Source organism: Halomonas denitrificans (genome assembly GCF_003056305.1).
Classification (GTDB): domain Bacteria; phylum Pseudomonadota; class Gammaproteobacteria; order Pseudomonadales; family Halomonadaceae; genus Halomonas; species Halomonas denitrificans.
This window is the reverse complement of sequence record NZ_PYVX01000005.1, coordinates 126,698-148,294: the sequence shown is the minus strand read 5'-3', so window position 1 is coordinate 148,294 and position 21,597 is coordinate 126,698. Positions and strand designations below refer to the sequence as shown.

Here is a 21,597-nt window from a genome sequence, read left to right as displayed (position 1 = left end):
TTCCGATCAGGGCGCGGCGTCATCCGCCGACGCCTGCCAGGTCACCGAGTCGGCGACGCGGATCAGCACCCGCGGCGGCAGCTCGCCCATCACCACCACCTGACGCACCCGGCCGCCCAGCTCGCGGTGGCGCACCGCGGCGTGGGAGACGCCGAGACGGTGCAGGCCGGGCATCAGCTGCTCCTGGCCGGCGAGGGGCTCCACGAAGAGGCTCAGGGTCGCCAATCCGTCGCTGTAGACGCGATGACCGATGGCCGCGTCGTGGCGGGGGCTGCGGGTCTGCACCGGCTTGGGGATGAAGCCGTCGGGCAGCCAGGCCGGCTGCCAGGGATCGTCGGGGGCGGGGCGCCGGCGATCGAGGGCGATCGTCCCCCGGTGCAGGCGAGGCTGGTTCAGCTGGGTGATCTGGAAGGTCTCGACCACGCGCCCCCGCTCATCCAGCAGGATCTGCTTGAGGGGCAGCCCGGTGGCCCTGTCCAGCCACAGGCGATGGCCGTAGCGCAGGTCGTCCAGGGGCTCGATGTCGAGACGCACGGTGTTGCGATTGGCGAGGCGCTCCTCGCCGCTGAGCCGCAGGCGATAGAGCCCCTCGAGGTGGGCGACGAGGCCCGCCGGCGAGGCGGGGGTCGCGCCGTCGTCATCGGCCCAGCCGAGTCGACCGATGCGCCCGCGTCGCTCGAAGACCACCGGCGGGCCATCGAGGAACCGAGCCACCTCGCGCTCGACCCCCTCCACGATGTCGTGGGAGAGCGCCAGCGAGCGGACCCCGTCGCTGCCGATGCGCACGGCGCGCGCCTGGAAGGCGTAGCAGTGATTGGCCCAGAGGCTGCGTTCGAGCCAGGCCTGAGCGCTCTCGGGAGAAGGCCGGGCGCTCAGCGTCTGGCAGTCGAATCGCTCGGCCTCGTCGCTTACGACAGGTTCGCCAGCGCTTGAGCCGACGTCATCGCGCTGGTCGGAGGCGTCCTGCGAGAGGCCCGCCAGCGGCCACGCCGCCAGCAGGCCGCTCAACAGGAACACCGGGAGAGATCTGACCCCGCGGGTCGAGCGACCCGGCCGCATCAGCGCTGACCCAGGGACTCGCTGCCGGAGGCGCGCAGCAGCGGCATCCAGGTATCACCGCTGCCGTAGGCCGCGCCCTCGGCGTGACGATCCAGGTAGGACTGCAGCAGCTGGGCCTGCTGCTGGTTGACGCGGGCAGACTGCCGCGGCGAGAGCACCAGCGGGGAATCGACGCCGGCGCCCACCGTCATCAGGCCCTGGCCCTCGCCGTAGGGCGTCTGGAACAGCGGCAGATCAGCAAGCGAGGGGCGATCGGTGGCGCGCGACGCGGCAAGCTCGGACCCGCCGAGGGCGGCCGGGGTCGCCTGCAGCTCGGCACCGGACAGCGGCTGCGACGGGACCTGGGAGGCCACATCGCCGGACACCGCCCCACCGCCGAGGCCACCGTGATAGAACTGCACGCCGGTGATCACCATCAGCGACACAGCGGCGGCGATCCCGGCACCGCGCATCAGCGACATGGAGCGCCCCGCCCCGGCAGCGCCCGGCTCCTCGGCCTCGACCTGCGGCAGCGGCTCGTCCTCGAGCCTGGCCATGATGCCGGCGGAGAGGTCGGTGGCGACATCGACCTCGTGTTCCCGACGCATCAGGCTGCGCATGAGATGGTAACGCCGCCAGGCATCGGCCGCGTCCGGGGATTCCTCCAGCGACTTGAGGACGCGACGCAGCTCCAGCTCATCCCCTTCGTTGTCCATCAGGGCAGAAAGCGATTCCCGTGCGTTCTGACTCATTCTTCACACCTCACACTCGACAAGGCGACCCGCTCCGGGTCCTTTGACAGCCTGTTTTTCCGACATCGGCGCGTGTCGCCCTGGCCATGTCGGCATGTACGTTCCCGCGGGGCGCGGGCCGGTCACCGCATATGACGTCGCAGACCGCGGACAGTTCAGCAAATCGTCAAAAAACATGCAGTTCTTCGGCCCGACCGGCTTACTCGGTCACCGATTCCTGATTACGCGCGGTGGTGACCAGCGGACGGATATGCTGATCGACGGCCTCCCGGGCCCGGAAGATCCGCGAGCGCACGGTGCCCACCGGGCACTGCATGATCGCCGCGATGTCCTCGTAGGAGAGCCCGTCGAGTTCGCGCAGGGTGATCGCCGTGCGCAGGTCGTCGGGCAGCGCCTCGATCGCCTCGAAGATGGCCGACTGCAGCTGGTCGCGCGCCATGGCCGCCTCGGGCGTCTCGGCATCGGCCAGCCGCCCGCTGTGGTCGACGATCTCCGCGTCGACGATATCGAGATCGCTGCCCGGCGGCCGACGCCCCTTGGAGACCAGGTAGTTCTTGGCGGTGTTGATGGCGATGCGGTACATCCAGGTATAGAAGGCGCTCTCGGCGCGAAACTTCCCCAGCGCCCGATAGGCCTTGATGAAGGCCTCCTGGGCCACGTCCTGTACCTCGGCATGATCGTGCACGTAGCGACTGATCAGGCCGATGATCTTGTGCTGGTACTTCTTCACCAGCAGGTCGAAGGCGCGACTGTCCCCCTTCTGGGCTCGCTCGACGAGCTGCTGATCGGTTTCCCGGGTGCCCATTCAGGCCCTCCCTGAACGGAAAGGCGTGGATGACGACCCGAGCGCGGGTCGCGAAAGCTGTGATGTCGCTAGCATAGTGTCAACCTGGGGCATGTCGCCGCTGAAGGGTCGGGTCGTGAAGCTCGAAGGGTACAAGTGTTCCTGTTTCTTGAACGTGCATCAAGCCGATCGACTCGCCCGACGCTCGCCGCGCCCTTCGCGACCGACCCGACGGGCCGCGGGGCGATTGAATTTGACCGCCCCGCGCGCGATAGTAGGTGCCAAATAATTTCGCCATCAGCGCCGACACGACACAGGAAGCACCATGTCCGAACAGCAGGTCAACAACCTCAACGTTCTCGCCCAGGACGTTCTGATCACCCCCGAGGACCTCAAGCGGGAGATCCCCCTCACCGAGGCCGCGGAGCGCACGGTGATCGAGGGCCGCGAGACCATCCAGGCCATCCTCGACGGCCGCGACCCCCGCCTGCTGATGGTGGTGGGCCCGTGCTCCATCCACGACGTCGACGCCGCCCTGGACTACGCGCGCCGGCTGCGTCGCCTGGCCGACGAGGTCAAGGATAGCCTCTACATCGTGATGCGCGTCTACTTCGAGAAGCCGCGCACCACGGTGGGCTGGAAGGGCCTGATCAACGACCCGCACCTCAACGGCTCCTTCGAGATCGAGGAGGGGCTGCATATCGCCCGCAAGCTGCTGGTGGAGCTGGCCGAGATGGGCCTGCCGCTGGCCACCGAGGCGCTGGATCCGATCTCGCCCCAGTACCTGCAGGACTGCATCAGCTGGTCGGCCATCGGCGCGCGCACCACCGAATCCCAGACCCACCGCGAGATGTCCTCCGGCCTCTCCTGCCCGGTGGGCTTCAAGAACGGCACCGACGGCAGCCTCGACGTCGCCGTCAACGCCCTGCAGTCGGTGGCCCACCCGCACAACTTCCTGGGCATCGACCAGGCCGGCCGGGTGGCGATCATCCGCACCCGCGGCAACGCCTACGGCCACGTGGTGCTGCGCGGGGGCAACGGCAAGCCCAACTACGACAGCGTCAGCGTGGCGCTGGCCGAGCAGGAGCTGAACCAGGCCAACCTGAAGCCCAACATCATGATCGACTGCTCCCATGCTAACTCCAACAAGGACGCAGCGCTGCAGCCGCTGGTGTTGGAGAACGTCACCAACCAGATCCTCGAGGGCAACCACTCGATCATCGGGCTGATGGTGGAATCCAACATCGGCTGGGGCAACCAGAAGATGACCGAGGATCCCGCCGAGCTGAAGTACGGGGTGTCGATCACCGACGCCTGCATCGACTGGGAGACCACCGTCGAGGCCTTCAAGCACATGGACGAGAAGCTCGCCCCGGTGCTGTCCAAGCGCCGCCAGGCGGCCTGAGCGCCCTGCCCCGCGCTAGCGCCATCATGAGTGACTAGCGCGATCACGAAACAGACGGGCCCGCCATTCGGCGGGCCCGTTGCGTTGGGACATACCTCGGGGAGGCGCGCCTCAGGTCGCGGGAGACGCCCGCCTCGCCGCGTGATCCCGGATCAGCTCACCCGCCCAGGGCAGCGCCTCGGGATAGGCCGCAGCGTCGAGCACGAACTCCTGGCCCCGGGCCACGGCACGAAGCTCGGTGCCATCGGCCCGCCGGCGCCAGCGGCCGGGGTCGGCGTGATAGGAGAGCGGCGCACGGCCGCCGTGCGGATAGCACCAGGCGGGGAGCCGCCAGTCGGAGACCTTGGCGGCGTCCGGGGCGGTTAGCCGCAGCGCCGGCGCGTCATGGGAGAAGATGCCGGCGCCCGGCAGGGTCTCGCCGAGGCCGTCGAGGGCCAGATGACGACGGGCGACATAGAGGACGTTGTTGGCCGCCCGGCGCTGGCAGTGCGGGTGGCCGCTGACCCACGCCAGCTCCGCCGGCAGCGGGCCGTCCAGGGGCAGCACGCGCTCCACCTGCATCCAGCCCCAGAGCACGTGGCGGGGCCGGGCCTCCGGCACGAAGGCCCAGCCATCGCGGCCCGTCGCGACCGCCCGGAAGAGGCCGAAGAACAGGAACAGGTCCCCCGGCCCGACGCCCTGGTTGCGCAGGTGGCCCTGGGCCTGGCCCATCTGGCCGAACAGTGGCCGCCACCCCGGCGGGCGCGGCAGACTCTCTTCAAGAAGGTCGGGATCGAGGTGCACCCGGTCGCCGTCGGTGAGCCGGCCCCGGGTCAGGTCACCGACCAGCGGTCCCAGCGGCTCGCCGTCCTGGGCAAGCTCGCCGTAGGTGGTGAGGGAGTGGTCGTCGGGGATGGGCAGCACGATCAGCCGGCCGTCGGGCAGGATCGGGCTCGGCACGCCGCCGGCGGCGCTGTCGAACCCCTTGCGGCTGAGGATCAGCTTCATCCCGCGCCTTGCGTCACGCCGTCGATCTCGCGCACGAAGGGCGGCAGGGCGTCGAGCAGCGCGCGGCCATAGCGACGGGTCAGCACCCGCCGGTCGAGCAGCGTGATGCGGCCCTGGTCGGCCTCCTTGCGGATCAGTCGGCCGCAGGCCTGCACCAGCTTGATCGAGGCGTCGGGCACGCTGATGCGCATGAAGGGGTTGCCGCCGCGGCTCTCGATCCACTCGGCCAGGGTCGCCCCCACCGGGTCGTCGGGCACCGAGAAGGGCAGCCGGGTGATCACCACGTGGGTCAGGTAGTCGCCGGGCAGGTCGATGCCCTCGGCGAAGCTCGCCAGGCCGAAGATGATGCTGCCCTCCCCCGCGTCGACCCGCGCCCGGTGGCGGGTGATCAGCTCGCGCTTGGGCAGCCGGTCCTGGGCCAGCACCCGCTCGCGCCGCGCCCGGGAGAGCGCCTTCTCCACGCCGCGCAGCTGCGCCCGGGACGAGAAGAGCATCAGCACCGCCTCCTGCTCACCGAGGGCCTCGACGAAGTCGACGATGGCCCGCTCGTGACCCTCGCGGTCGGCGGGGTCGACGGCCTCCCGGGGCACGCTGAGCACCGCCCGGGAGTAGTCGAAGGGGCTCGGCAGGCGCTGGTAGCGGTAGCGGTTGGCGAGCCCCGCCCGCTCCTGGAGCCGCTCGAAGCGCCCAAGCGCGGTGAGGGTCGCCGAGGTGACCACGGCGCCGAAGGTGCGGCCCCAGAGGTTGCGCGCCAGGGTGTGCGCCGCGGAGACCGGGCTCGCCGAGAAGGTGAGCTCCGGTTCGCCGTTGAAGCGCTCCAGGGTCAGCCAGCGCGCCCGGGGCGGCTCGCCGTCGGGGTCGCGCTCGGCGAAGGCCAGCCACAGGGCGTGGGCCTCCAGGGCGCGGCCGTGCAGCAGCGCCACCAGCGGCAGCCAGGCCTCGGCCTGCTCCCGGGGCAGCCCGGTGTGCTTCTCCGGGTCGAGGCTCTCGCGCAGGATATCCGCCATGGACTCGAGGGTCCGCGAGAGCTCGGCGAACAGCGTCACCAGGCCGTCGGCGTGCTCGCGCAGCGCATCCGGCACGCGCCCCATCTCGAAGCGATGGTGGCGGCTCTCCTCGCCCTCGCCGAGCCCCTGGGGGCGGCCGGCGAGCTGGTGACCGAGCGCGAACGCCTCGCCGAGGCGCGGCTCCAGCACGTTGATCGCCTCCGGCAGCCCGGCCAGCAGGCGGGCCAGGGTCGGCTGCACGGCCAGTGCCTGATTGAGCTCGGTGAGCGAGCTCTTCAGGGTACGCAGCCAGCGCAGCGCCCCGCCGACGGCGACGCGATGGGTGAAGTGCTGCAGCGCCTTGTCGGGCAGGTGGTGGCCCTCGTCGAAGACGTGGATGCAGTCGCCCGGATCGGGCAGCACTACGCCGCCGCCCAGCGCCAGGTCGGCCAGCACCAGGTCGTGGTTGGCGACGATGACGTCGGCGCTGTCGAGGTGGCGACGGGAGCGGAAGAAGGCGCAGGCGGAGAAGTGGCCGCAGCGGCGGTTGGTGCACTGGCGGTGATCCACGGTCAAACGGCGCCAGTGGGCGTCGTCGATAGCCTCGGGCCAGCTGTCGCGATCGCCCTCCCAGCGCCCGTTGCCGTAGGCGTCGCCGAGCTCCTTGACCAGCGCCTGGAAGTCGTCGCCGCCGCTCGACAGCGACTGCTCGAAGAGCGACAGCGTCGGGTTCTCCTCGCCGCCGTCCAGCGCCTGGTCGAGGCGCGCCACGCAGACGTAGCGGCCGCGCCCCTTGGCCAGGGCGTAGTCGAAGGCGAGCCCGCTGTGGGCCTTGAGCGACGGCAGGTCCTGATGGAGCACCTGCTCCTGCAGGGCCACGGTGGCGGTGGCGATCACCAGCCGCTTGCCGCGGGCCTTGGCCACCGGCAGGGCCGCCAGCAGGTAGGCCAGGGTCTTGCCGGTGCCGGTGCCGGCCTCGAGCACGCAGACGTGCTCGTCGCTGGTCCGCCGGCCGGCGTCGTCGGCCTCGATGCTCGCCAGGGTGCGGGCGATCTCGGCGATCATCAGCCGCTGCCCGTAGCGCGGGGTGAGCCCCAGGCCCTCGAGCACGTGGCGATAGGCCTCCTGGATCTCGCCCTTCAGGACCTCGTCAAGCATGATGCATCCATAAAGAAACGCGGCTTTTCCGGTGACGGGCCCCGGCGTGCCGGACCATCGCGGAGGCGCTGTGAACCCTTACCTGGGCGCTACCGATTCCCTCCCTGGAATCGGACCTCCGCTCTGTCCTGCCACCGGCGCCACTCGCCAGGAGAGCAGGCGCCCGCGACACCCTTGTTCAGGCGGCGTGTTACAGCAGCCCTTCCGGCGGGTGCTCGCAGGGCAGCTTGTCGTTGATGTAGCGCTCGATCTCCGGCAGGGAGAAGGCGTCCTCCTCGCCGACGAAGCTGATCGACACACCCTTGGCGCCGGCGCGGCCGGTGCGGCCGATGCGGTGGACGTAGTCCTCCGGATCCTCCGGCAGGGTGTAGTTGATCACGTGGCTGACGTCCTCGATGTGGATGCCGCGACCCGCCACGTCGGTGGCCACCAGCACCTGGATCTCGCCCTCGCGGAACTTCTCGAGGGTGGCGATGCGCTGGTTCTGGGGCACGTCGCCGGAGAGCATGGCGGCGTTGATGCCGGCCTTCTCGAGCAGGTCGTCGAGCTTGCGCACCAGGTCGCGGCGGTTGCCGAAGACCATCACGCGCTCGAAGCTCTCCTGCTTGAGCAGGTTGACCAGCAGGCGCTGCTTGTCCTCGTCGCTGACCAGGTAGACCCGCTGGTCGATGTCGGCGGCATTGTCGACGGTGACCGCGATCTCCGCGTGGGCCGGCTGATGGGTCCACTGGCTGGCCAGGTTGAGGATGTCCTGGCTGAAGGTGGCCGAGAACAGGAAGGTCTGGCGCTGTTCGGTGTTCGGCGTGTGGCGGATTATGCGCTTGACGTCGGGAATGAAGCCCATCGACAGCATGCGGTCGGCCTCGTCGAGCACCAGCACTTCCACCTGGGTGAGGTCGACGTCGCGCTTCTCGTGGAAGTCCAGCAGGCGGCCCGGGGTGGCGACGAGGATGTCGAGCTTGTCGCCCAGCGCCTCGCGCTGCTTCTGGTAATCCATGCCGCCCACCACGCTCGCCACCTTGAGGTCGGTGAAGCGCGCCAGCGCCTTGGCGTCCTTCTCGATCTGCAGCGCCAGCTCGCGGGTCGGGGCCACGATCAGCGCCCGCGGCGCACCCGGCTTCTGGGCGTTGGGCGCCTCCTCCTCGAGGAAGTAGGCGAGGATCGAGATCAGGAAGGCCGCGGTCTTGCCGGTGCCGGTCTGGGCCTTGCCCACCACGTCGCCGCCGAGCAGGGTCTGGGCCAGCGCCTCGGCCTGGATCGGCGTGCAGTACTCGTACCCCAGGGCGTGGATCGCCCGCATCAGCGGCAGCGGCAGATCGAAGTCGTGGAAGCGCCACTTGCCCGCGACGGCGGGAACCTGGAACTGGCGCAGATCCCAGTTCGACTGACGCCGCCGCGGCTTGCGCCGACGACGCTTGGGCTTGCGGTTCTGGGCCGGTGCTGGGGTCTGTTCCGACTCGCTCATAGGCTGTGCTGTCTTGTCCGTATGGGTGGATGGGGTGCGTGACGCAAACCGGCATTGTAACAGCCTCCGGCGACGAGGGCGCCCCCGGACGCCTGCCGACGGTCGATTGCTGTCGGCGGGGGGAGGCTACGGCTGCTAGAATGGCGCCCTTACAAGCAGGAGTTGCAGCATGACACGCCGAAAGAAGACCCGCTCGCTGGCCGACAAGGTGCAGATCCGCACCGGCAAGCGCAAGGATTTCAAGAAGTGGCGCCACGAGAATCCCGATCAGGTGACCTCGTCGACCCGCTTCTCCCAGAAGAAGCGCCAGCAGCGCAAGCTGCAGGCGGCCCGCAAGCAGGCCCGCCAGGAGGCGGGCCAGCCCATCGCGATCCACCCCGACGCGCCCGAGCAGAAGGACGACTGACCGATGCGCCTGGTGTCATTCAACATCAACGGCATTCGTGCCCGCCTGCACCAGCTCGAGGCCCTGATCGAGGCCCACCGCCCGGCGGTGATCGGCCTGCAGGAGACCAAGGTCCAGGACAGCGAGTTTCCCGTGGCCGCCGTAGAGGCGATGGGCTACCGCGTCGAGTACCACGGCCAGAAGGGCCACTACGGCGTGGCCCTGATGATCGACACCGCCCAGTGCGGCGAGCCCGAGGCGATCTTCAAGGGCTTCCCCGACGACGGCGATGACGCCCAGCGTCGCATGATCGGCGCGCGGCTCGCGCCGGGCGGCGCCACGCCGATCACGGTCTGGAACGGCTACTTCCCCCAGGGCGAGAATATCGAGCACCCGGTAAAGTTTCCCCACAAGCGGGCCTTCTACGCACAGCTCAAGCACCTGCTGGAGACGCAGCACCGCGCCGACGAGCGCCTGGCGGTGATGGGCGACTTCAACATCTCGCCCGAGGACATCGACATCGGCATCGGCGAGGCCAACCGCAAGCGCTGGCTGCGCGAGGGCAAGACCAGCTTCCAGCCGGTGGAACGCGAGTGGCTCGCCGGCATCAAGGCCTGGGGCCTGACCGACAGCTATCGCGTCCGCTACCCGGAGGTCGACGACCGCTTCAGCTGGTTCGACTACCGCTCCCGGGGCTTCGAGCGCGATCCCCGGCGCGGGCTGCGCATCGACCATATCCTGGTCACGCCCCCGCTCGCCGAGCGCGTCGCCGACGCCGGGATCGACTACGACCTGCGCGCCATGGAGAAGCCCTCGGATCACGCCCCGGTCTGGACCGAGCTCTCGCTCTGATCGCCCGCCGGCGGGGCGCCCTGCCCCGCCTCGCCGGGCAGCGAGGCGAGCCACGCCTCGGCCTCCCCGGCGCCCAGTGCCCGGGCCCGCCTCAGGGCACGCCCCGCCAGCGCCTCCTCGCCCCAGCCGTGGGCGAGCTGGCCCAGGCGCAGCCAGTCGGCCGCCCGCTCGCTGTCACGGGCGACCGCCTCCCAGGCCGAGAGCGCCCGGGCGTGATAGCGGGCCGCCTCCCAGGCGGTGGCCAGCAGCCGCCGCAGGCGGGCATCGTCGTCCAGCACCCCGGCCGCGAGTCCCCTCTCCAGATGCTCGGCCGCCCGCGCCGGGGTGCCCCCGGCGAGGTGCAGCCGGGCCAGGCGCCTGAGATCCTGCGCGCCTGACAGTGCGCCCCGCCGCCAGCCGGCCTCCCAGAGCGCCGCGGCGAGCCCCGGATCCCCCAGTTGCTGCGCCAGGGCCGCAGCGCGACGCCATGCGGCCGGGCTGGCCTCGCGATCCAGCCCCTCGCGCAGCAGCGCCAGGGCCTCGCCGTCGCGACCCGCCCGGCGATAGACCGAGAGCGCCAGCGCCCGACGCGCCTCCTCCCGGGGCCGCGCCGCCAGTGCGTCCAGCCGCGCGGCGGCCGCCTCCCAGCGCTCGAGCTCGGCCAGCCAGCCGATCAGCCGCCAGCGCTCCTCGACGGGCGGCGCCGAGGCCGCCTCCAGCCAGCGGCCGAGGCGCGCCACGGCCGCGGCCGTTTCCCCCGCGGCGCGGTGCTGGAGCGCCGCCTCCCTGAGCCGCGCCCGACGCCAGGCCGCCGGCGCCGCCTCGCTTTCCGCCGCAGCGGAAAGCCACGCGGCGGCTCGGCCGTGCTCGCCCTGCCGGGCCGCGGCCCCGGCCGCCAGCTGCAGGTAGAGGGCCCGCGCCCAACGATCGGCGGCGTTGCCCCCCGCCAGGCGCTCGGCCTGTCGGCTCGCCTGCTTCCCCACCTCGGCCGGCGCCTGCGCGAGCCAGGCCTCGAGGCCCTCGAGGTCGCGGATGAAGCTCCCGGGCAGGGCCGGCTGGGCCTGCACCGGGGCCGCGGCCAGCAGCAGCCCGGCGGCGAGGCCGGCCAGCAGGCCTCGCGGGAAGGGACGACATCGAATCAACGCATGCGACATGGGCTCACCTCAGCTGAAACTCGAGTCGCTGGCGGGCACGCCGCAGGCGGCCGTCGGCCTCGAAGCGCCAGTCCGCCACGGCCCGCGTGGCCGCCTCGTCGAAGACGTGCCGCGGCCGGGCCTCGACCACCCGGACCGAGCCGGACTTGACCCGGCCGTCGGGGCGAATCAGGAACTCCACCACCACGTGCCCCTCGAGGCCGCGGCGCTGGGCGCGCCGCGGGTAGCTCGGCGGCACGCGCCGGGTGGGCGTCGCCTGCCCCACGTCCTGGACCGCCTGACTGCCCTGGCCCGAGGCGGCGGGAGGCTCCGTCGCCGCGGCCTCGGGAGCCGTTGCCGCGGCCTCGGGAGCCGTCGCCGACGGGGTTGGCTCGGACTCGGGCTCGGGCTTGCGTGCCGGTTCGGGTTCGGGCTCGGGCATCGGCGCCGCCTCGGTCAGCTCGGGCAGCGCGGCGTCCAGCTCGGCGACCTCCTCGGGCCGCACCGGCGGCGGATCAACCGGCGGCTCGGGCAGCGACAGCGTGCTGTCGGGCAGCGGTGCCGGTGGCGGCGGGCTGGGCGGCACCGGCCGAGGCGCGGAGGGCGCGCTGGGGGCGGGCGCCGGTGCCGCGGCCGGCGCCGTCACCGGCTCCGGGGCGGCGGCCAGGCGCATCGTCATGGCCGTCTCGCGCACCTCGATCTCCGCCTCGGGCGGCACCACCAGCAGCGCCAGCCCCCAGAACAGCAGCAGCGCCAGCGACGCGCCGGCGAGTCCCGCCAGGGGCCAGCGAATCACGCCCCCTCCCGGGCAGCGGCCACCGCGATCTGCTCGACGCCCGCCTCGCGCAGGCGATCCATCACCTCGACCAAGAGGCCGGTGGTGGAGGCGCGGTCGGCCTGGATCACCACGCCGCCCTGCTCGCTCACCAGCGGCGCCACGGCCTCGCCGACGCGGTGCGCGTCCACCGGCGCGCCGTCGACCCATACCGCGCCCTCGGCAGTCAGGGCCACCATCACCTGGGCCTCGGGCCGCGGCGTCGCGTCGCTGGACTGGGGACGCTCGATCTCCACCCCGCTCTCCTTGACGAAGCTGGTGGTGACGATGAAGAAGATCAGCATGATGAAGACCACGTCCAGCATGGGGGTCAGGTTGACCTCGCTGGTCTCGCCGCTGTCGGCACTCAGGCGACGCCTACGCATCGGGCTCCTCCACGGCGCGGGCCATGCGGTCGTGCAGCCGCTGGTCCTCGCGCCGGATGATGTGTTCGAGACGGGTGGTGAAGAGCAGGCCGGCCACCGCCACCGCCATGCCGGCCAGTGTCGGCAGCGTGGCCCGGGCGACGCCGTCGGCCATGGCCCGGGCCTGGCTGGTCTCGCTGGCGGCCAGCCCCTCGAAGACGGTGATCATGCCGGTGACCGTGCCCAGCAGGCCGAGCAGCGGGCAGAGCGCGACCAGTAGCCTGAGCCAGGGCAAGGGGCGGCGCAACCGCGCGATCAGCGCCTGGGTCCAGACCTCGCGCAGGGTCAGCGCGCTCCAGCTGGCATGCTCGTCGCGATCCACCCAGCGCGCCACCAGGGCCTGGCGCTCGCGCCGCCAGACGAAGCGGAAGTAGCACCAGCGCTCCAGCGCCAGCGAGAAGAGCAGCATCGCCACCGCGCCGATGGCCACCAGCACCGGCCCGCCGGCCTGGCCCAGCCAGGCGAGCGGCGCGGTGGCGCCCGTCATCACCTCAGGCCAGGGAAGCGGCATGATGCGACTCGCGACGCGGGGCGGAGGCCGGCAGGGCCTCGAGGTGCTCGGCCAGCGCGGCGCTGGCCCGCCCCTCGATCACCCCGGAGAGCCAGCGGCTGCGGCTGGACAGCGCGGTGTGGGCGAGCATCAGCGGCACCGCGGTGATCAGGCCGAGCACCGTGGTGACCAGCGCCTGGCTGATGCCGCCGGCCATCAGCTGCGGGTCTCCGGTGCCGAACACCGTGATCGACTGGAAAGTGCCGATCATGCCGGTCACGGTGCCGAGCAGTCCCAGCAGCGGCGCCACCGCCGCCAGCAGCTTGACCAGCGCCTGGCCGCGCTCGAGCCGCGGCAGCTCGGCGAGCAGCGCCTCGTCGAGGCGCGCCTCCAGCGCCTCGGGCACCAGCCCCTGGCGCAGCGTCTGCACCTTGGCCAGCACCCGGCCCAGCGGATTGTCATCGCGCAGGCTCGGGTCGTCCCGCAGCTGGCGACGCAGCCGCGCGCTCACGATCATCAGGTAGCCGTACTGGCCCAGCGCGATCAGCAGTCCCAGCCCGCCCAGGGCCACCACCACGTAGCCCACGGCGCCGCCCTGGTGGAAGCGCGCCAGCAGGTCGGGGCGCTGGGCCAGCGCCTCGAGCAGCTCGCCGCCGGTGGGATCGAGGGTGACCCGGTCGCTCTCCCCGGCCGCGAAGGCCGCCAGGGTCTCGCCGGCGTCATCGGGGGTCGCGGCCAGCGCCGCCGGCGGCAGGTCCGGCGAGTCGCGCCGCAGCCAGCGCCCGTCGCCGATCATGGCAAGATCCCCCAGCCGCAGCACCTCCCGGGGCTCGACGCGACCGTCGACCGAGGCCACCGGCAGGGTCAGCCGCTCGAGGCGCCCGGTCTCCCGGGTGAAGGCCATCAGCGCATCGGCCAGCGCCTCGATCCGGGCGAGCTCGGGCAGCGCATCCGCGTCGCCGCGCGCGGGCAGCTCGGGCCCGTCGAGGGTGAGCCAACTCTGGCCGAGGGCGTCGCGCAGCTCGCCGACGTGGCGCTCCAGCACCGGCTTGACGGCGGACAGGTCGCCGCCCTGCTCCTGGCGTCGAGCTTCCAGCGCCTCGCGGCGCGCCTGCTGCTCGTCGCGTCGCGCCTCGAGGGCCCGGCGGCGCTCGGCCGCCGCGTCGCGGCGGGCGCGGGCCGCCTCGACGGCGCGGCGCAGGGCCTCGCGATCGTCGACCAGCGCGGCCAGCCGCGCCCGGTCCCGCGCGAACTCGGCCTGACGCGTCTCGGCGAAGGAGGCCGGGGCGTCCTGCCGAAGCTGGGGGTCAGGCTGCGGAGCGGGCTGAGGGTCGGTCTGGGCCTGGAGCGGCGCCGCCGGCAGCACCAGGGCGCCGCACAGCAGCAGGCGGCGGGCATAGCGTGACAGCATCATGAGGCCTCACCCCCGCGCTCGTGGGTCGTCTCGGCTCGGGAGATTGGCTGGGAGACCGGCAGCGTCAAAAGCTCCGGGGCCCGCTGCTCCCGGGCGATGCGCAGGCCGTTCTCGAGACTCCGGCGCGCCGCCTTGTCGAGGGGCTGCCAGGCCCGGTCGTCGGCCTTCCAGACACCGCCCTCGCGGCCGTCCGGCGTCAGGTAGTAGAAGCCGACCCGGCCCAGCCGCAGGAAGTCCACCTCCCGTTCGCCGTCCAGCAGGCCGCGCCAGGCGTCCAGCTCGCGGCCGTAGGCGAGCTCGCCGCGCCAGGCGGCGAGCACGCGATCCAGGCGCTCGGCGGGCGACAGCGCCGGATCGGAGAGCGAGCGCTCCAGGCTCGCGACCCGGGCGCGGCGCTCGTCCCGAAGGAACGGCAGGTCGGCCTCGATCCAGCCGTCGAGGCGCTCGACCATCCCCCGCAGCAGGGGCGGCAGCCCCTCGCGGGTCGTCGCGGCGCCCGCCAGGGCGCGTTCGCGACGCGAAAGCGTCTCCGTCTGGCGCTCCACCACGCGCTCGAGCTCGGCGTTGTAGGCCTCTACCCGCTGCGCCTCGGCCCGGGCCCGGCGCAGCTCGCCGATCAGGCGGCGGGTCTCGTCGTCGGCGGTGTCGATGCGCGTCTGCAACTCGGCCTGGCGGCGCTGCGCCTCGGCCGACCGATCGACCAGCGATTCCTGGGCCTGCCCTTGAGCCTGGGTCAGGCCGGCACCGCAAAGGCCGACGACCGCGACGAGCGCGGCGGGGAAGCGAAACATCCTCACGATGGCTCTCCGGTAAAGGTCTCGGACGGGCCGAGACAGTGACACAAATGGGAATGCTTATCAATGCATTCCATTCCGAGGCGCGTCCGGAAAAAATCTCCCCCGCCGGTTCAGAACCGCCGGGCGAATCCGTCGTGATCAGGACAAGGCAATAATCGATAATGATTATCAATAAAATCCCTGATCCCACTGGAGCGACCATGATACAGCCGGACGGCGCCTGCGGGCGGCCCAGCCGCCTCGACCCTCCCCTCTTGAATGCCCGGCATGCCGAGGCCTACTGGCAGCAGGCGACGCGCTGCCTCGATCTGGTACGGCGCAAGGTGGCCGACGTGGACCGCCCCTTCAGCGGGGCGCGACCCGAGGAGCTTGCGGGGCTGTTCGAGGCCATCGACCTCGACGCGCCCCTGGGCGAGCTGCGCCCGGCCCTGGAGGAACTGGAGCGGGTCTACCTGGACGACGCCGTCTACTTCCACCATCCCCGCTACGTGGCGCATCTCAACTGCCCCGTCGTGCTGCCCGGCGTGCTGGCCGAGACGCTCCTGTCGCCGATCAACTCCTCGCTGGACACCTTCGACCAGAGCGCCGGCGGCACCCTCATCGAGCAGTCGCTGATCGACTGGACGGCACGGCGCCTCGGCCTGGGCGAGGAGGCCGACGGCGTCTTCACCAGCGGCGGCACCCAGTCGAACCTGATGGCGCTGATGATCGCCCGGGACCACCACGGCGCCAGTCTCGCCGATCACGGCGGCAACAAGCACGAGGGCCTGCCCGCGGGCCATCGCCGGCTGCGCATCCTCGCCTCCGAGGTCAGCCACTTCAGCCTGCAGAAGTCGGCGGCGATCCTCGGGCTCGGCTACCGGGCGGTGATGCCGGTGGCCTGCGACGCCCGCTACCGCATGGACCCCGCGGCACTGAAGGCGCGCCTGGAGGAGTGCCTGGCGACGGGGCTGATCCCCATCGCCGTGGTGGCCACCGCCGGCACCACCGACTTCGGCAGCATCGACCCCCTCGAGGAGATCGCCGCGCTGTGCCGGGCGCACGGCATCTGGCTGCACGTGGACGCCGCCTACGGCGGGGGCCTGCTCTGCTCGCGGCGCTTCGGCCACCGCCTGGCCGGCATCGAGCACGCCGACTCGGTCACCGTCGACTACCACAAGACCTTCTTCCAGCCGGTGAGCTGCAGCGCCTTCCTGGTGCGCCGGCGCCGCGACCTGCGCCACGTCACCCACCACGCCGACTACCTGAATCCGCTCTGCCAGGCCGAGGCCGGCACCCCGGACCAGGTCAACAAGAGCCTGCAGACCACCCGGCGCTTCGACGCCCTCAAGCTGTGGCTGACCCTGCGCATCTTGGGCGCCGACGCCCTGGGTGAGATGTTCGAGCGGGTCATCGACCTGGCCGGCGAGGCCCACGCCGAGCTCTCCCGCCATCCGGCGTTCGAGGTGCTGCTCGACCCGCCCATGAGCACCCTGGTGTTCCGCTACCGCCCGGCGGGCCTCGACGAGGCCGCGCTCGACGACCTCAACGCCCAGGTGCGCGCCGCACTCTCCCGCCACGGCGAGGCGGTGATCGCCGCCACCCGGGTCGACGGCAAGCGCTACCTCAAGTTCACCCTGCTCAATCCGGAGACCCGGCTCGCGGATCTCACCGCCATCCTCGAGCGCATCGTCCACCACGGCCGCGCCTGGTGCCACTCCCGGACCCCGGCCCGCGCCGCCGCATCCTGATCTTCAGCGAGAGACGACCATGACACACTCCCTTCAAGACGTTCGCGTCCACGACTTCATCGCCATCGGCCTCGGCCCCTTCAACCTGGGCCTGGCCTGTTTGACCGACCCCCTCGAGGAGCTCGACGGCCTCTTTCTCGAGCGCCGCGACGGCTTCGACTGGCACCCCGGCCTGCTGCTGGAGCAGGCCACCCTGCAGACCCCCTTTCTGTCGGACCTGGTCACCATGGCCGACCCCACCAGCCGCTTCAGCGTGCTCAACTACCTGAAGCAGCAGGGCCGGCTCTACAACTTCTACATCCGCGAGAACTTCTTCCTGCTGCGCAACGAGTACAACCGCTACTGCCAGTGGGCCGTCGACCAGCTCGACACCATCCGCTTCGCCACCGAGGTGACCCGGGTCGACTTCGACGACGCGGCGGGGATCTATCGGGTGAGCTGCCGCGACACCGCAAGCGGCGAGGCCCGGGTCCACCTGGCCCGCCACCTGGTGCTCGGCACCGGCACCACGCCCTACCTGCCGGAGGGCTGTCGCGACCTGGACCCGCGCCCGCTGCACGCCAGCGAATACCTCGAGCACAAGGCCGAGCTGCAACGCCAGGAGGCGATCACCCTGGTCGGCAGCGGCCAGAGCGCCGCCGAGATCTACCACGACCTGCTCGCCGACATCGACCGCTTCGGCTACCGGCTCGACTGGATCACCCGCTCGCCGCGCTTCTTCCCGCTGGAGTACGGCAAGCTGACCCTGGAGATGACCTCGCCGGACTACATCGACTACTTCCACGCGCTGCCCGAGGCCACCCGCGACACCCTGATGCAGCAGCAGAAGAGCCTCTACAAGGGCATCAACCTGGAGCTCATCGACGCCATCTACGACCTGCGCTACGCCAAGGCGCTCGGCGGCGAGGTGCGCTCCGAGCTGCTCACCAACGCGAGCCTCGAGACCTGTCGCTTCGACGCCGCGCGTGGCGAGTACGAGCTGACCCTGTGGCACAAGGAACAACAGCGTCACTTCCGCCACCGCACCCCGGCGCTGCTCATGGCCACCGGCTACCGCTACCAGATGCCGGACTTCCTGGCGCCCATCGCCTCGCGGATCGCCTTCGACGAGGCCGGGCGCTATGCGGTAGGCCGCTTCTACGACATCGACGGCGGGCGCGGCGAGCTCTTCGTGCAGAATGCCGAGCTGCACACCCACAGCCTGGTGGCGCCGGACCTCGGCATGGGCCCCTACCGCAACGCCTGCATCATCCGCGCCCTGACCGGCCGGGAGGTCTACCCCATCGAGGAGCGCATCGCCTACCAGCGCTTCGGCGCCCCCGGCGAGGCCGTCTTCGAACCGATGGACGCGCAGCCCGCATGAGCCCGACCCCCTGGCTGGTGGCCGTGACCGCCGTGGCCGTTATCAGCGACGCCATGCTGCTGCCCTTCTACCCGCAGTTCTTCGCCGCGCGCTTCGGCGTGGAGGACCCCTCTCACGTCGGCGCCTACCTGGCCATGAGCTGCCTGGTGGTGATGCTGGCGCTGCCCGCCTGGGCGCGCCTGGCGCGCTCGGTCGGCACCCTGCGCCTGCTGATCGGCACCCAGGTCGTGGCCGGGGGGCTGAGCCTCGCCTGCGCGGTGGTCACCTCGCTGCCGGGGTTCTGGGGGCTGTCGCTGGCGATGCTGGTCGCCAAGGCCAGCTACCTGCTGGTCTATCCCTACCTGATGCACTTCGCCCCCCGGGATCGCCACGCCACCCTGATCGGCACCCTCTCGGTGGTGGTGCATGCCGGCGGCATCCTCGGTGCCGTGATCGGCGGCCTGGTGCTGGAGCACTGGCAGGCGGCCCAGGTGTTCCAGGTGATGGCGGTCAGCGACGCGCTGCAGGTGGCGGTCTGCCTGCTGCTCCTGCGCCGTGGCCGGGCGCCTCACTCTCTCCCCCATGCGGCCCCCGCCACCCCGCCGGCCCCGGGCACCAGCGGCGCCATCCTGCGCCTGGGCCTGGTGATGCTGCTGTTCTACCTCAGCGCCACCCTGGCCCGGCCCTTCTTCGCCCAGTACTGGGCACTGGCCTCGGGCCTGTCCGGCGAGCTGCTGGCCGGCGCGGTCTTCGCCATTCCCGGCGGCGTGGCCGTGGCGCTGCTGGCCCTCGACCTGCTGGGCCGCCGCCCGGGTGGCGAGGCCATCGCGGCGCCGCTGGCCATCGGCCTCACCGGCCTGCTGCTGCAGGCCAGCGGCGAGATCGCCGCCCTCCTGGCCGGCCGGCTGCTGTTCGGCTGGGCGCTGTTCCGCGTCACCGTGCGCCTGGAGGTGCGCCTGTTCCGGCTCAGCACCCCCGACCGCTACGCCAGCGACTTCAGCAAGATCCACCTCTTCCAGGGGCTCGGCGTGCTGATCGCCTCCTGGGGCGCCGGCCGCCTGGTCGACGCCCAGGGCCCGACCGGCCCCTTCCTCGTCGCCGCGCTGGGCTTCGCCCTCTGCGCTCTGGCCCATCGCCTGCTGCTCACCACGGCCGAGGCGACCCCGGCGCGGCCCATCGATCCCGTTTCTGCAAGGACCCGACCATGACCCTCTTCCAACCGACCCCGACCACCCGCGCCTGCTTCTCGCGTCATGCCCTGGGGCTTGGTACCTTCAGCCTGCGCCCGCTGCACCTGCCCGAGGACCTGGCGCTGATCCACGCCTGGGTCAGCGCTCCCCGGGCCCGTTTCTGGGGCATGCAGGGCCACTCGCCGCAGCGCGTCCAGGCCTTCTACCGCGACCTCGCGGAGTGCGAGCACGCCCAGGGCTACCTGGGGCTCGTCGACGGCGAGCCGGCCTTCCTGGTGGAGTGCTACGACCCGCGCCACGACCCCATCGGCACGCACTATGACGTCGCCGAGGGAGATCGCGGCATGCACTTCCTGGTGGCTCCGACCGACACGCCCCGTTCCGGCTTCAGCGTCCAGGTGATCACCACCATCCTGGCCTTCCTGTTCGAGGACCCCGCCACCCGGCGGATCGTCGTCGAACCCGACATCGCCAACCGCAAGATCCATCCGCTCAACCGCCGGGTCGGCTTCGTCTACGACCGCGAGGTCGCGCTCGAGGACAAGACCGCCCACCTGGCCTTCTGCGACCGGGCGAGCTTCGCCGCCGCGGTGAGTGCCGAGAACCCGCGCCTGGACCCGACCCTCGTCGCCGACCCGGCCCGCGCCGCCGCCCACCTGACGCCCGAGCGCTGGGCCCGGGCCAACCGCTGGCTGATCCGCAAGGCGATCGCCGAGTTCAGCCACGAGCGCCTGCTGGCCCCCGAGCGCCTGGATGGCGACGAAGGCGCCGGCACGTATCGGCTGACCGCCCCCGAGGGCGGCGTCGAGTACCGCTTCCGTGCCCGTCGCCTGGCCCTGGATCACTGGGCCATCGACCTCGCTTCCCTGGAGAAGCGCGTCGACGGCGCCCCGGCCGAGCTCGACGCCCAGCGCTTCATCCTCGAGTTTCGCGAGACGCTTGCCATCGGCGAGGCGATGCTGCCGGTCTACCTGGAGGAGGTCGCCAGCACCCTGTTCGGCGGCGCCTACAAGCTCGCCGGCACTCGCCCCGACGCCGACGGCCTGGTCGACGCCGACTTTCAGACCCTGGAGGCCGCCATGACCGAGGGTCACCCGGTGTTCGTGGCCAACAACGGCCGCCTGGGCTTCGATGCGGTGGACTACCACGCCTATGCGCCGGAGGCCGCCGCCCCCATCACCCTGGTGTGGCTCGCCGTGCACCGCGAGGACGCCCACTTCAGCGCCATCGAGGGGCTCGACTACGAGAGCCTGCTGCGCGAGGAGCTGGGCGAGGCGACGCTCGCCGACTTCCACCGTCGGCTCGCGGCCCGGGGCCTCGTCCCCGCCGACTACCTGCTGATGCCGGCGCATCCCTGGCAGTGGTTCCACAAGCTGGCCATCACCTTCGCCGCCGAGGTGGCCCGGGGCCGCATCGTCTGCCTGGGCTACGGCCATGACCAGTATCGCGCCCAGCAGTCGATCCGCACCTGGTTCAACGTCAGCCAGCCGAGCCGGCGCTACGTGAAGACGGCGCTGTCGATCCTCAACATGGGCTTCATGCGCGGCCTCTCGCCGAACTACATGCGCGCTACCCCGGCCATCAACGACTGGATCAAGACCCTGGTCGAGAGCGACCCGGAGCTCACCGCCCAGGGCTTCACGGTGCTGCGCGAGGAGGCGGCCATCGGCTTTCGTCGCGATGCCCTCGAGCCGGCCTTCGACCGCTACAGCGCCTACAAGAAGATGCTCGCCTGCCTGTGGCGGGAGAGCCCGGTGCGCTACCAGCGGGACGGCCGGCGACTGATGACCATGGCCGCCCTGCTCCACGTCGACGCCGAGGAGCGCGCCCTGCTGCCGCGGCTGATCCAGGCCTCGGGGCTCGCCACCACCGACTGGCTGGACCGCTACCTGCGGGTCTATCTGCGCCCGCTGCTGCACTGCTTCTACGCCTACGACCTGGTGTTCATGCCCCACGGCGAGAACCTGATCCTGCAGCTCGAGGACGGCGTGCCGGTGCGCGCGATCATGAAGGACATCGCCGAGGAGATCGGCATCATGAACACCGAGGTCGAGCTGCCCGAGGCCGTCTCGCGCATCGCCGTGGAGGTGCCCGAGCCGCTCAAGGTGCTCTCGCTCTTCACCGACGTCTTCGACTGCTTCCTGCGCTTCATGGCACCGCTCCTCGTCGACCAGGGCGACCTCACCGAGGACGCGTTCTGGGCGCGGGTGGCCCGCTGCGTCATCGACTACCAGCGGGACCATCCCGAGCTCGCCGAGAAGTTCGCCCGCCACGACCTCTTCGCCCCGGAGTTCACCCGCTCCTGCCTCAACCGCCTGCAGCTCAACGACCACCAGCAGATGATCGACCTGGCCGACCCGGCCAGGAACCTCCAGTTCGCCGGCACCCTGGTCAACCCCATCGCCGCCCATCGGCCGAGCCCGGCCGAGGCCCGGGCGACCGAGGACGCCCTAACCTGACGCCGGCGTCGA

At 71.6% G+C, this 21,597-nt stretch carries 19 protein-coding genes; 7 read left to right on the top strand and 12 right to left on the bottom strand.

Annotated features, from left to right (window positions below; all coding sequences use genetic code 11):
* Positions 1-6 precede the first annotated feature (6 nt).
* The 3 genes from C9F13_RS14025 to rpoE form a co-directional block, all read right to left on the bottom strand.
* Positions 7-1,017 carry a MucB/RseB C-terminal domain-containing protein gene (locus C9F13_RS14025; RefSeq protein ID WP_425432890.1) on the bottom strand — a complete coding sequence of 337 codons (1,011 nt, stop codon included), beginning with the start codon at positions 1,015-1,017 and terminating at the stop codon, positions 7-9.
* A gap of 41 nt (positions 1,018-1,058) precedes the next feature.
* The gene (locus C9F13_RS14020) at positions 1,059-1,790 is read right to left on the bottom strand and encodes a sigma-E factor negative regulatory protein (RefSeq protein ID WP_108446891.1); all 732 of its coding nucleotides are present in this window, start codon (positions 1,788-1,790) and stop codon (positions 1,059-1,061) included.
* A 199-nt stretch (positions 1,791-1,989) separates the two neighbouring features.
* Positions 1,990-2,595 carry an RNA polymerase sigma factor RpoE gene (gene rpoE / locus C9F13_RS14015; protein ID WP_108446890.1) on the bottom strand — a complete coding sequence of 202 codons (606 nt, stop codon included), beginning with the start codon at positions 2,593-2,595 and terminating at the stop codon, positions 1,990-1,992.
* A gap of 304 nt (positions 2,596-2,899) precedes the next feature.
* On the opposite strand from rpoE, the gene C9F13_RS14010 reads away from it, so the two are divergent.
* On the top strand, positions 2,900-3,979 hold the full coding sequence (locus C9F13_RS14010; protein WP_108446889.1) for a 3-deoxy-7-phosphoheptulonate synthase: 1,080 nt from the start codon (positions 2,900-2,902) through the stop codon (positions 3,977-3,979).
* A gap of 111 nt (positions 3,980-4,090) precedes the next feature.
* Here C9F13_RS14010 and C9F13_RS14005 read toward each other — a convergent pair whose 3' ends face one another.
* From C9F13_RS14005 to C9F13_RS13995, 3 genes are all read right to left on the bottom strand, one after another.
* Entirely contained in the window at positions 4,091-4,966 is an 876-nt protein-coding gene (locus tag C9F13_RS14005; RefSeq protein ID WP_108446888.1) for an Nmad3 family putative nucleotide modification protein, read from the bottom strand.
* Complete coding sequence (dinG, locus tag C9F13_RS14000; RefSeq protein ID WP_108446887.1) at positions 4,963-7,110, bottom strand: ATP-dependent DNA helicase DinG; 2,148 nt, start codon at positions 7,108-7,110, stop codon at positions 4,963-4,965. Before dinG ends, C9F13_RS14005 begins: the two co-directional genes overlap by 4 nt.
* A gap of 190 nt (positions 7,111-7,300) precedes the next feature.
* Entirely contained in the window at positions 7,301-8,575 is a 1,275-nt protein-coding gene (locus C9F13_RS13995) for a DEAD/DEAH box helicase (protein WP_108446886.1), read from the bottom strand.
* A gap of 169 nt (positions 8,576-8,744) precedes the next feature.
* Between C9F13_RS13995 and C9F13_RS13990 the strand changes: the two genes are divergently transcribed.
* A complete protein-coding gene (locus C9F13_RS13990; protein ID WP_108446885.1) occupies positions 8,745-8,981 on the top strand; it encodes a hypothetical protein in 237 nt (78 codons plus the stop codon).
* A 3-nt stretch (positions 8,982-8,984) separates the two neighbouring features.
* Positions 8,985-9,812, top strand: a complete 828-nt coding sequence (gene xthA, locus C9F13_RS13985; protein WP_108446884.1) for an exodeoxyribonuclease III — start codon at positions 8,985-8,987, stop codon at positions 9,810-9,812.
* Here the strand turns inward: xthA and C9F13_RS13980 are convergent.
* From C9F13_RS13980 to C9F13_RS13955, 6 genes are read right to left on the bottom strand one after another with little or no spacing between them, the layout of a single operon-like run.
* Entirely contained in the window at positions 9,779-10,945 is a 1,167-nt protein-coding gene (locus C9F13_RS13980; protein WP_211310975.1) for a hypothetical protein, read from the bottom strand. The two genes, xthA and C9F13_RS13980, sit on opposite strands and share 34 nt — an antisense overlap.
* Before the next feature lie 4 nt (positions 10,946-10,949).
* Positions 10,950-11,720, bottom strand: a complete 771-nt coding sequence (locus tag C9F13_RS13975; protein WP_108446883.1) for an energy transducer TonB — start codon at positions 11,718-11,720, stop codon at positions 10,950-10,952.
* A complete protein-coding gene (locus tag C9F13_RS13970; protein WP_089846231.1) occupies positions 11,717-12,124 on the bottom strand; it encodes an ExbD/TolR family protein in 408 nt (135 codons plus the stop codon). The genes C9F13_RS13975 and C9F13_RS13970 overlap by 4 nt, the downstream gene beginning before the upstream one ends.
* A complete protein-coding gene (locus C9F13_RS13965; protein ID WP_108446882.1) occupies positions 12,117-12,674 on the bottom strand; it encodes a MotA/TolQ/ExbB proton channel family protein in 558 nt (185 codons plus the stop codon). The genes C9F13_RS13970 and C9F13_RS13965 overlap by 8 nt, the downstream gene beginning before the upstream one ends.
* Entirely contained in the window at positions 12,655-14,067 is a 1,413-nt protein-coding gene (locus tag C9F13_RS13960) for a MotA/TolQ/ExbB proton channel family protein (RefSeq protein WP_245888786.1), read from the bottom strand. Before C9F13_RS13960 ends, C9F13_RS13965 begins: the two co-directional genes overlap by 20 nt.
* A complete protein-coding gene (locus tag C9F13_RS13955) occupies positions 14,064-14,858 on the bottom strand; it encodes a DUF3450 domain-containing protein (RefSeq protein ID WP_108446881.1) in 795 nt (264 codons plus the stop codon). The genes C9F13_RS13960 and C9F13_RS13955 overlap by 4 nt, the downstream gene beginning before the upstream one ends.
* A 206-nt stretch (positions 14,859-15,064) precedes the next feature.
* On the opposite strand from C9F13_RS13955, the gene C9F13_RS13950 reads away from it, so the two are divergent.
* From C9F13_RS13950 to C9F13_RS13935, 4 genes are read left to right on the top strand one after another with little or no spacing between them, the layout of a single operon-like run.
* Entirely contained in the window at positions 15,065-16,594 is a 1,530-nt protein-coding gene (locus C9F13_RS13950) for a pyridoxal phosphate-dependent decarboxylase family protein (protein WP_108446880.1), read from the top strand.
* Between the two features lie 19 nt (positions 16,595-16,613).
* A complete protein-coding gene (locus C9F13_RS13945; RefSeq protein ID WP_108446879.1) occupies positions 16,614-17,957 on the top strand; it encodes a lysine N(6)-hydroxylase/L-ornithine N(5)-oxygenase family protein in 1,344 nt (447 codons plus the stop codon).
* Positions 17,954-19,144 carry an MFS transporter gene (locus tag C9F13_RS13940; RefSeq protein ID WP_108446878.1) on the top strand — a complete coding sequence of 397 codons (1,191 nt, stop codon included), beginning with the start codon at positions 17,954-17,956 and terminating at the stop codon, positions 19,142-19,144. Before C9F13_RS13945 ends, C9F13_RS13940 begins: the two co-directional genes overlap by 4 nt.
* The gene (locus C9F13_RS13935) at positions 19,141-21,585 is read left to right on the top strand and encodes a GNAT family N-acetyltransferase (protein WP_108446877.1); all 2,445 of its coding nucleotides are present in this window, start codon (positions 19,141-19,143) and stop codon (positions 21,583-21,585) included. The genes C9F13_RS13940 and C9F13_RS13935 overlap by 4 nt, the downstream gene beginning before the upstream one ends.
* Positions 21,586-21,597 lie beyond the last annotated feature (12 nt).